Genomic DNA, 12,141 nt, shown 5'->3' with positions numbered 1-12,141 from the left:
TCGCTATCCCTCATCCTCAAAACCCCGCTTTTTTCAGCCCCTCACGATAGAGGTCCTTCTGCCATTGTTCCTTCATGGGAACGACGGCAAGCCACTTATCGACGTCGAACGTCGGATTGCTCTTCAACGCCCGCATCCGGTACGCCCGTGCTTTCTTCTGGTCGCCGAGCATCGCCCAGCTTGCCGCAAGCAGCCTGTCGCCGGGCGACTTGTCCTTCATTCTCTGAACGTAGCCGATCGCGTCCTGATAGTTTTCGAGGAAATAGCTGGCACCGGCAGCGCTCCAGAAATAGGTGTCGGGCGCCAGCGGATTGAGCGAAAGCGCCTTGCCGAGCTTGTCGAGCGCCTCGCGCGGGCGGGAGACATGAACGAGCGTGTCGGCGTGGCTGTAAAGCACGTCGGCATAATGCGGGCTCAGGTTTTCGGCGAGATCCAGCGCCGCAAGGCTCTCGTCGAGATCACCCTGATAGAGCTTGACGACACCGAACTCGCGGTGTGCTCCGGGCAGGTCCTCATTGCTTTCGATCGCCCCCTTGGCGTGATGCTCCGCCACCGAAAGAAGTTCCCGGTCGCCGCGGGCAGTCAGGATCCACTCGATTGCATAGGTGCGCGCCATCCCGCTCAGCGCCGGAGCAAAATCCGGCTTGTGCTTGAGCGCGGCCCTGAAATCGCCGCGTGCCCTGCGGATTTCGGGAAGACCCACGCTGGAGAGGTTTCGCAGGCCGGCGAGATAGGCGTAATAGGCCTCCGGATGGGCCAGATAGTCGATACGCGCGGCACGGCCTGTCTCGACCTGCTCCGTCACCGCCCGGGCGACATGGAAGGCGATTTCCTGGCGTTGCTGCAGGAGACCGACCGGAGATATCGCAAACCGCTCCGCCCAGACGATCGCGTCGGACGGCAGAAAAATGAGCTGCGTGAAGAGCCCCTGGTCCGACATGCGGCAGTCGAGCGCATAGGTAACGCCATGCTTTTCCAGGAACGCAGCCTTGTCCGCGGCATCCCGTATGCGCTCCGCCGTGTAGGGAGCAACGACGGACATCGATCGTTGCGCACATAGCCCGATCGTGATGTCCTCGACCACGGCCACGCTGACCGCGTGAAGCATCGGATCGCTGCCGAAGGCCGCCGGCGGAAGCAGCGCGACACGGGGTGCCGGCGCAACCGGTGGAGCACTCGTCTCCCTTGCGGGCTCTCCGGCAAAGGCACCCTGCTGCAGCCGGGCCCTGTCCGGTTGACCGCTCCCGACGACCAGACCCCCGCCGGTCATCCGCTCCAGGATCGGACGCACGGCCGTATCCGTCGGATCGAGTTCGAGGAAGTGCATGCACGCGGTCCGCAGCAGCGCCCTGTCGGCAAACCGCTCTTCGCCGCCGATAAGCGCCGCGCGCAGCAACTGCGTGAACAGGCGCCGCTGTTCTCCCACCCAATCCGCATAGCGGCCCGGCGGCACATCCGCGCTTGCGAGAAACCCATCGCGCCATAGCCGAAGCCCGGTGCGGAACGCCTCCTCCGAACGCTCCAGCGCCTGGAAACCGTCGACGTCGCAGGCAATCTCCCCCAGCGTAACCTCGGCTTCCGTTGCCGTAACGAGCGGTCCCAAATCCGCAGCAAGGTGGCGCATGCGCCACAAGGTCGACCGCAGGTTCTTGAAGGCGACGCTCTTTTCCCGCTCGGGCCAGATCAGCATTGCGAGCTTTTCACGGGAAGCCGCTTTCTCCCCGGACACGCAGAGATGGGCGAGTATCAGCGCCCCCCGCTCGGGACACGCCACAGCCACGCCGCCGGAATCGACCAGCCGCAATTCCCCGAATGTCTGCAGACGATAATGCGGCCCCGCCACGAAAACCTCAAATGGCTCGAATAGTGGAAGCGCCGCCGGCGACCGGCGAGACCGTCGACATCTCGTTCACCCAACCCTCTCCTGCCCCTTCGGCACGAACATCAAAGCGCACGCTGCAACCAATCGCCGCCCCACGGCTCATCGCTGGAGAATGGAAAGAGGACGCCGAGCATGCCCGCGATCTCTGCAGGCATCCGCCACCGATTGGCACGGTTCATACCTCCGGATGTGCGGCTGCGACGCCCGGAGCCATACCTGCCCGTCCCATTGTTCACTTCCCAGCCCGATGCGGCAACGCATGCAGCCCGAATGCGAAGATGCTCGAAAAGCCGGAACATGGCAACTCATGGCCGCCTATATCTGCAAAGGGCGCAACCCGAGCGGCGTCCGCGGAGCTTCCGCATCGTTGTTCGCCGGCCGTTTTGATGCTATCATCAACGGGATCGATCGAGGGTGCCGTAACCCCGCTGCAGATCGTTCGCCGGAGCGCGCTTGGCCCAAACAAGCGCGCTTTTTGCTGTCGAATGCCAGCCCACGCTGGTTACCAATAGGCAATCCATGACGCAACAAAATGAATGGCGGACTTCGGAAATCGTTGACCAACTCATTGCGCTCGGGGTGAAGCCTGGAGGCGTCCTGCTCGTTCACTGTTCCTTTCGCAGCGTCCGGCCTGTCGAAGGCGGGCCGCCTGGCGTGATTGCCGCTCTGCGCGCCGCCATTGGTCCGGAGGGCACGCTCGTCATGCCATCATGGTCGGGTCTCGACGACGAGCCGTTCGACCCGGCGGCGACACCTGCCACACCCGACCTTGGAATAGTCGCCGACACCTTCTGGCGTCTGGAGAATGTGACGCGCAGCGACCATCCGTTCGCGTTTGCGGCAACGGGCCCGCTTGCCGCACGCATCACATCAGACAGCCTGCCCCTGCCCCCGCACGCTCCCGCAAGTCCGATAGGGCGTATCCATGAACTCGATGGACAAGTGCTCCTCCTCGGTGTCGAACACGATTCGGACACCACGCTGCATCTCGCCGAGCTGATCGCGAAGGTTCCCTATGGGGTGCCGAGACACTGTACGGTCCTCGATAACGGCAAGCCGATCCGCGTCGACTATCGCGAGAACGATCACTGCTGCCAGAACTTTAACCTCGCCGACGCCTGGCTGAGGCGAGAGGGCTTGCAGCGGGAAGGCCCGGTCGGCCATGCTCAAGCCCGCCTGATCCGCTCCCGCGACATCGTGAGGATAGCCTCGGATCGACTGGCCCGCGACCCACTCGTCTTCCTGCATCCGATAGAGGCAGGGTGCGAAGAATGCGATGCAGCACGCCAATCGGCAGGCTGCGCTCCCCGCAGCACTTCCGGTGGAGGGCAGTTTAAATGGTAGCGCTCTGGAGGGCGGTGGGCGAGGAACAACTATCCTTCGTAGAGAAGCGAATGTGTGGAAGATCATTCACGAACATCTAAGCCAGTTCCCTAAACAATGACCGCAATAGAGCCAACAGCGTCATCGCTCCGGAAGGTTACGGGGAAGCTTAGTTTAGGAAGTTCTCATCCACCTGCGAACGAGCAAGCACAAGATCATCGTCGTTTGGGCCCAATCCATGGCCTGCATCGAGGCGTGGTGGGTAACCGCCGCGTCGCAGCGATAAGCTGCTTTGGGGGAACGTCTCCAACGGGTCGAAATTGGAGCTTACTCGCGGGAACGCGTAAGAACCGTCAGTCCATGCGGACCGACGTTTTCTTCGAGGCGACGCCATCCGAATCCTTCGTAGAAGGAACGCCTTTCCGGCAACGCGCAGAGATAGGCGATGTCGTGGCCCAGATCGAACGCCGCCTCGGCTGCGCGTCCGACGAGAGCTCTGCCTATTCCCCTACCCCGATGTTCGGCCTCGACCCACACGGCAGCCACCCAAGGAGCGTATTGCGGGCGCTCGTCCAGGTCGCAGGAGATAATGAGCGTCGATCCGAGATATCGCCCCCCATCATGGGCCACGAGACCGAAGGGCAGCGCGTTGTCGTTCAGCATTTCCTGCATGTGGTCTGTCACGTGTTCCAGTGGATGGCCTGCTCCTTGCCACCAGGCCCTCCAAATCCGGTCCGCGACCGTTGCGCAGAAGGCAGGCTGATCACGAAGGTCAGAGATGGCGTAAAGCTGCCGCTGTGGTTGGGACATGATGGTCATGAAGCCTTGCTTGCTGATCGGTCAGCAATTCGCGTTCGAAGGCCAAAGCTGGGTGATCAGGTCAACCGTCTACTACGGCCTGTCTGACGACATGGGACGGCTTCACGAAGCCGAGTATTTGACCGTTACGCCGCGCTGCCGAAAGTAGGCCTGCATCAGCTTCCTGCCAGAACGGTTGTTCTGCGCGAGCCTAGCCGGGTCAAAGACGGCCTCTTTCAACCCCTCCCGCGCCAACGCTGCCTTGAGGGTCGCGATATGCGCGTCGAGGTCGGCATTGTCCGCTTGGAGCGATTCATAAATGCGGTTTGTTGCATCCGCGACGGTCGGTTCGCTCACCATTTCACTCCTGTTATTGCTGGTTGGCTGGCGCTTACCACATTTTTCGGCTTGACCCTAGAGGACGCTCTGTCTCCAACAGCATGACGTCATTGACGATCTAAAGGAAGCGACCCATCTAGGCGTCATGCCGAAACACGACAAGAACCACATCGAGCTGCTCAAGACATGGGTGCTGCCGCCAGCGGCAACATTGGGTTCATCTGTCCGCATGAAGGGCATCCTTCTGGAAATTCGCGCGCGGCTTCCGCATTCCACGAAGAAGTCGCTCAATCTCGATGGTCGCGAGCTCACGCTTATGATGCCCGCAAGCGAGAAAGCTGAATTCCATGCCGCATCGGCTGTCGTCGTCAAGGCGTTGGTAGACATCGAGACCCTTCCGGTGATTCCGCGCGAGATCGAGGACATCCTTACGATCAAGACGAGCGAAAGACATCGCTGGCTGGCCGACGGTCGCTTGCCAAGCGCCGGAACGCGAACGGTCAAGCTGCGCGGGCGCGCCAGGAAGATAACGTTTCACGTCTTCGACCCGAGGATTGTCGGAGACATTCTCGATCGAGGCGTCGTCGAAGATTGGCGCGAGGAAGACGCGGCGGCTGCCGCCGAAAATCGCAGACGGGCTGCGTATAAGGCGAAGTTGACGCGGACGCTGAGAAACACCACCAAGGGCGGGTCAAATTCCGAAACCGAACACGGAGACGCCGCCTCCAACCTGGCCGGGTGGGAGGAGTTCGGACGCGATGGACTTCTTCGATAATCGGTAACCGACCGGATTGCACCAACAGCGGTCATAGCAGATTGTAAATTCTGGCCTCGTCTGCGATCTTGCGAATTGAACACCACGTCGTATTGGGCGAATTGTCTCCGGAATCACTCGATCGGGGTGCGCGATGAGCAAAGGCGAGGAAGCTACATGCCCTCCCCATTTGGGCGACTTCGAGAGCTTGCAAGAGATCATACAGAAGGCCCAAGGAGCTCTATCAAAGGAAAAATGGGATAGCCTCGTAGGTGGGGCGGAAACCGAAACGACCCTCAAACGCAACCGCTTGGCAATCGATTCCATTGCCTTCAAGCCGCGTGTGCTGCGTAATGTGAGCGTGGTAGACCTCTCGATTGAGCATTTCGGTCGAAGGTTGCGCTTGCCAATCTTTCTTGCTCCCACCGGTCCGCTGAACCTGTTCGGCCCAGGTGGAGGGGCAGCCGTGGCATCAGGCGCTCAGGTGTTCGGGGTCGCCCATATGCTCAGTTCGGGATGCACACCACTCGAGTCCGTCGCCGAGGCGGCCCCTTCAGCACTACGAATGGCGCAACTCTACGTCAGAGGCGACGATGCCTCCGTCCATAAATACGTTGGTCGTGCGCTGGCATCCGGCTGTGCCGCAATCTGCCTAACTGTCGATAGCGCCGTCCTCGCTCGCCGCGACCGCGATATTGCCAATCGACATCGGACGGCTGGATTAGGAAAGTGGCCTGGTCAGGCGTACCAGGCCGGTCTCGATTGGCGGACCGTCAAGTTGATCAAGGACTCCTACGACATTCCACTCGTGCTGAAAGGAATTGCCACAGTCGAGGACGCTCGTATCGCAGTCGATCATGGCGTGGACTGGATTTATGTTTCGAACCATGGTGGCCGCCAGCTCGACCATGGCCGAGGTACGATGGATGTACTGCCAGAAATCATCGACGCCGTGGGCGGCCAAGCAAAGGTGATGGTCGACGGAGGGTTCTGTCGTGGGACGGACATCATAAAGGCACTAGCAATAGGCGCAAACCTCGTTGGTCTTGGTCGCATGCAGTGCTATGCATTGGCGGCGGGGGGCGAGGCAGCAATAATTCGCATGCTTGAGCTGATTGAAGACGAGATGCTGCGTTCCATGGCTCTGCTTGGTGTGCCGACTATTGGCGACTTGGATCGATCATATCTGTATCCAGCGGTCCCGGTCACGATCCCAAGCGCCTTGAGCGCATTTCCGCTCATAAATTGATCCGGCTTGATTGACCGCTTGCGGCGGACAGATGACGAGCACGTCGGCCGGATTGCGCCATCACCAGCCATTGCGGCCCTGCGATGGAAGGCGATATGGTCGAAGTGGTGACCGGAGCTAGATGATGATTATTGTCGTGGAAGGCATCAGTGCGGCTGGTAAGACCACCTGGTGCAAATCGCACGGTCAATCGAACCTGATACCCGAGACGTTTCCGGCCGATCGAAAGGCTCAGCCCCTTACTGGCATAGAAACCGCTCAGTACTGGACGGACTGGAATGCGAAAAGATGGGGCGATGCGCTCCAGATGGAACGGGGGAAGGGTCTGGCTATCTGCGACACAGACCCCTTGAAGCTGCACTATTCCTGGTGCCTTTGCCAGATCGGCGCACTCCCGAAACGCCAATGGGAACTTCAACTCCAGGCAACGAGAACCGCGCTCCAGGAAAAACAGCTGGGGTTCGCCGATGCTTATTTCGTCAAGGTCATCGACTACCAGACAGCTAAACAACAATGTGAGGAAGACACCTGCCGCGTGCGGGATCGTTTCGAACTGCACTTTCGCTTACAGCCATTCCTCGTCCACTGGTATGAACTTCTGGAAAAGGCATTAGGTGGTCGAGTGCTTTTGACGTTGCCGGATGACGGCCTGCCTCCCGACGTTATTCCGCTCAATGAACTCCGCTACGACATCAACGTGTTTGATCGCTTCGTTTCTTCGTTAGAAGGCAAAACGAAGTAGCCCCTCGTTGCACATGAGGCTTGCCTTCAATCGACTTCCGCCTCAGTAGTACAGCGCCAACACAGGACATTGCTTCGTCCCGCTAAACGAATAAACAAACCTTGTAGCACGTGTGTTTGGAGGTCGCGTAGATGCCACGGCACGTTTCTTCCGAGGAAGCGGTAAGCCTACTTGCGAACGCCAAGCGCGTATTGGTAATCGGGTGTTCAGGCGGCGGCAAAACGACGTTCTCTGCGAAGATCGCAGCGTGTCGCGACCTTGAATTTCAGTCGCTGGACCGAGACGTGCGATGGCTTCCGGGATGGGTAGAGCGTGATCGAGCTGGACAACGAGCGATAATTGAGCAGTTGGCTCGGCGCGAGCGATGGGTCATGGACGGCAGTGGAGCATCTTCGTTCGACATCAGACTTGTGCGAACCGATTTAGTCTTGTGGGTTCGAGTCCCAAGACGCGTCGCTCTTCTCGGGCTATTTAAGCGTGTTTTCCGATACTATGGGTCAGTCCGACCGGAAATGGCTGAGGGTTGTCCAGAGCCCTTGCCTGATATGGATTTTCTCTCCTACATCTGGAACTTCGAAAAGCGTTACGCGCCTCTTTTTATCAAACAAATCGACCAACACGGGCCTACTGTTCCTGTGGCCGTGCTCCGGTCTCATCGCGAGATGGATTTAATGCTTCAGCCTTTCACTCAACAGCGATGACGGCTTCGGGCAATCACATAATACCACCGAACCGTCGGAGGGGTAGATGTCCTTGATCAGAGCGTTGATGATCGATGTGGAAGGCGTCTTGGTTTGCGGCCGCCCTTCCGACGGAAGGCCGTGGGCATCGACCATTGAGGATGATCTCGGGCTGTCAGTTGCGGCCCTTCAGCAAGAGTTTTTCTCTCCTTACTGGAACGAGATCGTTCTTGGGCGGGCGGCGCCGGTCGATCATCTGAAGCCGGTCCTGGCAAAGATTGCTCCCCATCTCCCCTACGATGACTTCATTGCCTACTGGTTCGAGAACGATGCACGGCTGAATATTAAGCTGCTTGAAGAACTCCGTCAGCAGCGCAAGGCCGGAAAAAGAGTCTATCTGGCAACTGACCAAGAGCACGTCCGGGCGGCGCATCTCGTTGAAGCACTTGGGCTTGGCAGCCATTGTGACGGCATCTATTATTCGGCAGCCTTAGGAAGCCGCAAACCCGATCAAGCCTTTTTCAAACAAGTGGCTGCCCTTACAGGTCTTAGGCCAGACCAATTACTTCTAGTCGACGATCCGCCCGCAAATATTGATGCCGCACGACTCTGCGGCTGGAATGCCATACACTGGCAACAGGGAAGTATGCTTTTCGCTAGGTTGGCAGCGATTGAAGATTTATGCCCGAAGAATACAGACTAGAGCCCACTTCCGGCATGGCTTTTATGCGCCAACAGCGGTCATTGCGCTGTGGATGTCTCAAGCTATAGGCTTAATCTCGGTTCGGTTTGTAATGAGCAGATGATGAATTTAATCGATTTCGAAACAAAACACTTTCCAGTCCTTCGCAGTTGGCTCAGCAGCGAGCGCGATGTGGTGCAGTGGGGCGGACCTGATCTGACTTATCCGATCACCGACGATCAGCTTGAACAGATGATCATCGACGGGACAACGGCACCACCAAAGCGGCTATCTTGGATGGCTGTTAACGCCACTCAAGCTCTGGTAGGCCATATCCAATTAGCTGTGGACTGGAGAAATGGCGTTGCAAGGATTGGCCGCGTCATGGTCGCGCCAACAATGCGGGGGCAAGGACTAGCTAAATCGTTGCTGGAAGCGGCATTGGAACAGGCATTCTCTCATCCGGAAATCGAGAGAACTGAGCTAAACGTATATAGCTGGAACAGTGCCGCTATCCGAACCTACAACAAGGTCGGTTTTTTTCACGAGGGAGTGAGGCGGTCGTCTGTCAAAGTTGGTGACGAGAGATGGGACACCGCAATCATGAGCATGCTCCGTTCGGAATGGGAAGCGGGACTACCTAAATGACCGGTTTGGGCCGGAAGCTGCCTATCTCCCGACCACGATTGGTGGCGGCAAGCGGGTGACTTCGGCCGCACAGAGTGTAAGTTTGTACCCATCTACCACCACGAAGAGAGCGCCGATGCCCCGTTTTCTAGCCGTGTACACCATGAAGCCCGAAGACCTCGCCTCTTTCCGCAGCCTGCCCAAGGCCGAGCAGGACGCGGTCGATGCCGTCGGCCTGGAACAGTGGGCAGCGTGGGAGGACAGAAATGCCGCATCCATCCTCGATCGTGGTGGCATGGTGGGCAAGACGACGCGCGTGACCAAGGACGGTGTCGCCGCTGCCGTGAACCCCTTTTGCGGCTACCTTGTCGTCGAGGCGGAAAGCATCGAGGCCGCGGCGCGGCTGTTCCAGGACCACCCGCATATCACAGTCTTTCCAGGAGACGGCGTAGATATCATGCCCTTTTTGACCTGAACTCCTTCGGGTCAACCATTCAAGCGATATTGTGCTCCAAACGGAAACGCGTTGCCCATTCATGATTGGTGGCGTCGGCTAGCTTTTCGACACCGGGTGTGATGCCGCTTGCGGCCTCGCACTTCAATCCCAGTCGGCTCAGTACTTTGCGCAGGCTTCCCAGGGGATCGGCTGAAAGCGCCTCATATGCGATCCGAAAAGGCTCAATTCCTTGCATTTCGAACCAGTCGTTCCAGGCCCGGTCATAGGCTGCAAATCTCTCGTACCAGGTTCGGATTTCATCGGAGTTGTAAACAGGTGCACTTGGCGGCGCGGTCCGTTCCAGCTCGGTTCCATCCGGAGCTGCATGCCACAGCCCGGTTTGCTCGGCCTTTACCAGCGAGACAGCCTGCTCAACCTTGTCGAGCCGAGTGAGATGCAGAAAAAGTGTCCGTCCGAAGGCCGCTTCAATTCGTTGCAAATCACTGGAGCGTTCCGGGTGCAGGACTGCCAGTTTCTGGACGAAGAAATCAAAGCTATGTCTTTGGAGCCGCAGGCCGAACATGCCTGTATCGCGGCTTCCTTTGGCGATTGCCGCTCGAAATATCGTAGCCAGAATATCGGCCTCGGGCTTTGAGGCGTCTGCGGCCAGTTCGAAGGAGGCCAGCCATTCGGCAATCGAGGGGCGATGAAAGTAGGACCCGGGGTTCCCGGAGATGCCCGTCGCCGCCAGCAGCTTGCACAAAAGCGTACTGCCGCTGCGCGGAGAAGTGCAGATCACGTAGGAGTCGAATTTTGGCATGGCTGTTTCAGAGACAAGGAAATCCTGACGAGTTTCAAGCCTTAATTGCCCTGTGTTGCAAGTGCGTGAACTTTGGTTGCGAGCATCGCAAACGACCTCGTCGGCGCGGATGAATTGGTGCGAGGTCGCCGCCTGATTAGCTTTGGGTCGCCCGCGCGACATAGTCAACGATAGGCCGCCTCGCCGTTGCGCGGCCCTGCCCCGTCAATTGCTTGCGAAGCAGTAGAAGAGACCGTCTCCGCCGGTTCCCTTGAATGCCTCGTTCGAGCAGCCGCCTCTTGTCGAATGCGACGAGTTCCAGGATTTCGCCGCATCGGAATCGTCCAGGCCCGTGCGGTCGCTGTGGCCGACGATCGCCGCGCCTTCCGCACCGCCCATTGTCCAATTTCCGCAGGTTTCCGGTGCGGCGGTTCCATCGGGTTTCGAGCCGGTCAGGATGTCGTGGCGGTTCGGGCTGTCGCCACGGCCGGGAATGACTTCGCCTTTCTCGTTGAGAGCCGACTGCTTGGTCAAGTTGTTGTTGTCGCTGTGAAGCGAGGCGACATCGTCAGCGATCTTCTCGCCCTTGGCGTTGTACCAGGGACCATTTCCGATCCGATCCCTGGCGTTCTCGGTGTCGGTGGATAGATAGGCTCTCCAGGTCTTGCCCGTCGAACCACTCGCCGTCGCCAAAGAATTGCAGTATGCGTCGGCTCCGGCCAGGCCTCCGAGGTCGCCACCCCTGCCCGGATTTGCGCTGGTGACGAAGAAGCTCATGGAGGTGTCCTGGGCCTGTGCCGACAGCGGAGAGCAGGTCAGGACGGCTACTGTGAATGCAAGCGCGCGGTTCATAGCGATTCTCCAGCATTTCGTCGGTGAAGCGTATTGCTGAAAACGGCTGGCGTAAAATCGAAATCCTGTGATTTGCAAGCGGCAACCGATGAGTAAAGCCACGTTCGTGCAAGCTCTGTTCAGGCATCGCGCCAACACCCGTCACTGCCGGACCGACTGCCGCGACACTTCCAGGACATCGCGGCAGTTGAGCGCATTAGGCAACGTCTTGAAGCCGGGCCTCACCATTGTGTAGGAAGCAGGCTTTGTTGAAGAGCCGCAAATCAACGAGATTAGGGAGACGAATGTCCCGAATGTCCGGCAGGCGCTTGCTTTCCGGATCAAACGACCGATCTACCTGCGAAATGAACGCAACCACAACCCCGGCTTTCCTGGCGAAATCTGCAAGAGCCAGAACCTGATCCGAGAGTGCTGGCTTGCTTCGCTGCTGATCCAGTATCTGCAGATAGTCGATAACGGCAACCGTCCCCCGCTCCGACCCCGATAAATGGCGAATGATGTAGTCCGCGCTGATATCATCAGACGTCAAGATTTGCAGCTTATCGCAGAGACCGTGGCGCCCCTCGTCCAAAGACCGAAGGTGCCGCCTCGCCTGCTGTTCTGTAAACTCCAGCGTGAAGAAGACCGCTTTTCTGCCGTCTCGGGCAGCGTCGAGCAACAGCTGAAGGCCGAGCGTGGTCTTGCCATGCCCTGGGCGGCCGGCCACCAAGAGCAAATCACCCTCATCCAGCCGAGCAAGGATTGATCTGGACAGTGACGCCGCTGCGACTTGGGACGAGAGCAGGCTCCATCTTGCCAACCCTGTCACTGGCTTGGCGCGTTTATCCGCAAATTCCTGCGCAGATCGATGTCATCAATAAGGTACTACTCAACAACGGAGCGGCGTTTGCCGCTCCTGCTTCCGCTATCGAAGCCTTCGGGGTCTTCCGCAAGAAACTGCTCGCGCAGCCGCGCCGGGTCGGTTAACGTCCCGTGCAA

The 12,141-nt window shown here is 58.8% G+C and carries 16 protein-coding genes; 10 read left to right on the top strand and 6 right to left on the bottom strand.

What is annotated here, in order from left to right; translation table 11 throughout:
- Positions 1 to 16: 16 nt before the first annotated feature.
- The gene (locus tag M1D43_RS01590; RefSeq protein ID WP_420376729.1) at positions 17 to 1,843 is read right to left on the bottom strand and encodes an adenylate cyclase; all 1,827 of its coding nucleotides are present in this window, start codon (positions 1,841 to 1,843) and stop codon (positions 17 to 19) included.
- Positions 1,844 to 2,401: 558 nt separating this feature from the next.
- Here M1D43_RS01590 and aac(3)-IV point away from each other — a divergent pair.
- Both aac(3)-IV and M1D43_RS01580 read left to right on the top strand, forming a co-directional pair.
- Positions 2,402 to 3,226: an AAC(3)-IV family aminoglycoside N-acetyltransferase gene (aac(3)-IV, locus tag M1D43_RS01585; RefSeq protein ID WP_153313286.1), complete on the top strand. Its 825-nt coding sequence runs from the start codon at positions 2,402 to 2,404 to the stop codon at positions 3,224 to 3,226.
- Complete coding sequence (locus M1D43_RS01580) at positions 3,159 to 3,326, top strand: nuclear transport factor 2 family protein (protein ID WP_127541859.1); 168 nt, start codon at positions 3,159 to 3,161, stop codon at positions 3,324 to 3,326. Before aac(3)-IV ends, M1D43_RS01580 begins: the two co-directional genes overlap by 68 nt.
- Positions 3,327 to 3,532: 206 nt before the next feature.
- Here M1D43_RS01580 and M1D43_RS01575 read toward each other — a convergent pair whose 3' ends face one another.
- The gene (locus tag M1D43_RS01575; RefSeq protein WP_017269832.1) at positions 3,533 to 4,024 is read right to left on the bottom strand and encodes a GNAT family N-acetyltransferase; all 492 of its coding nucleotides are present in this window, start codon (positions 4,022 to 4,024) and stop codon (positions 3,533 to 3,535) included.
- Between the two features lie 102 nt (positions 4,025 to 4,126).
- Positions 4,127 to 4,363: a hypothetical protein gene (locus M1D43_RS01570; protein WP_003534173.1), complete on the bottom strand. Its 237-nt coding sequence runs from the start codon at positions 4,361 to 4,363 to the stop codon at positions 4,127 to 4,129.
- Between the two features lie 124 nt (positions 4,364 to 4,487).
- On the opposite strand from M1D43_RS01570, the gene M1D43_RS01565 reads away from it, so the two are divergent.
- From M1D43_RS01565 to M1D43_RS01535, 7 genes are all read left to right on the top strand, one after another.
- On the top strand, positions 4,488 to 5,117 hold the full coding sequence (locus M1D43_RS01565; protein WP_153313285.1) for a hypothetical protein: 630 nt from the start codon (positions 4,488 to 4,490) through the stop codon (positions 5,115 to 5,117).
- 133 nt (positions 5,118 to 5,250) lie between these two features.
- On the top strand, positions 5,251 to 6,345 hold the full coding sequence (locus M1D43_RS01560) for an alpha-hydroxy acid oxidase (RefSeq protein ID WP_013844668.1): 1,095 nt from the start codon (positions 5,251 to 5,253) through the stop codon (positions 6,343 to 6,345).
- Positions 6,346 to 6,466: 121 nt separating this feature from the next.
- Positions 6,467 to 7,087, top strand: a complete 621-nt coding sequence (locus M1D43_RS01555; RefSeq protein WP_010969837.1) for a hypothetical protein — start codon at positions 6,467 to 6,469, stop codon at positions 7,085 to 7,087.
- A gap of 131 nt (positions 7,088 to 7,218) precedes the next feature.
- Positions 7,219 to 7,788: a P-loop NTPase family protein gene (locus M1D43_RS01550; protein ID WP_010969838.1), complete on the top strand. Its 570-nt coding sequence runs from the start codon at positions 7,219 to 7,221 to the stop codon at positions 7,786 to 7,788.
- Between the two features lie 46 nt (positions 7,789 to 7,834).
- Complete coding sequence (locus M1D43_RS01545; RefSeq protein WP_153313284.1) at positions 7,835 to 8,470, top strand: HAD-IA family hydrolase; 636 nt, start codon at positions 7,835 to 7,837, stop codon at positions 8,468 to 8,470.
- Between the two features lie 102 nt (positions 8,471 to 8,572).
- Positions 8,573 to 9,097 carry a GNAT family N-acetyltransferase gene (locus M1D43_RS01540; RefSeq protein ID WP_010969840.1) on the top strand — a complete coding sequence of 175 codons (525 nt, stop codon included), beginning with the start codon at positions 8,573 to 8,575 and terminating at the stop codon, positions 9,095 to 9,097.
- Positions 9,098 to 9,212: 115 nt separating this feature from the next.
- Positions 9,213 to 9,551: a hypothetical protein gene (locus M1D43_RS01535; protein WP_014526947.1), complete on the top strand. Its 339-nt coding sequence runs from the start codon at positions 9,213 to 9,215 to the stop codon at positions 9,549 to 9,551.
- A gap of 19 nt (positions 9,552 to 9,570) precedes the next feature.
- Here M1D43_RS01535 and M1D43_RS01530 read toward each other — a convergent pair whose 3' ends face one another.
- The 3 genes from M1D43_RS01530 to M1D43_RS01520 form a co-directional block, all read right to left on the bottom strand.
- Positions 9,571 to 10,494, bottom strand: coding sequence for a Stf0 family sulfotransferase (locus M1D43_RS01530; RefSeq protein WP_234889455.1), 924 nt, complete (start codon positions 10,492 to 10,494; stop codon positions 9,571 to 9,573).
- Positions 10,495 to 10,536: 42 nt separating this feature from the next.
- A complete protein-coding gene (locus tag M1D43_RS01525; protein WP_010969843.1) occupies positions 10,537 to 11,163 on the bottom strand; it encodes a hypothetical protein in 627 nt (208 codons plus the stop codon).
- A gap of 196 nt (positions 11,164 to 11,359) precedes the next feature.
- Positions 11,360 to 11,971 (bottom strand): DNA helicase, encoded by a 612-nt coding sequence (locus tag M1D43_RS01520; RefSeq protein WP_498814062.1) that lies wholly within the window; start codon positions 11,969 to 11,971, stop codon positions 11,360 to 11,362.
- Between M1D43_RS01520 and M1D43_RS01515 the strand changes: the two genes are divergently transcribed.
- On the top strand, positions 11,956 to 12,129 hold the full coding sequence (locus tag M1D43_RS01515; RefSeq protein ID WP_017265049.1) for a hypothetical protein: 174 nt from the start codon (positions 11,956 to 11,958) through the stop codon (positions 12,127 to 12,129). The genes M1D43_RS01520 and M1D43_RS01515 overlap by 16 nt on opposite strands.
- Positions 12,130 to 12,141 lie beyond the last annotated feature (12 nt).

Source organism: Ensifer sp. R1-3 (assembly GCF_056739175.1).
The sequence above is the reverse complement of the archived record's forward strand: the minus strand, read 5'-3'. Positions and strand labels throughout refer to the sequence as shown.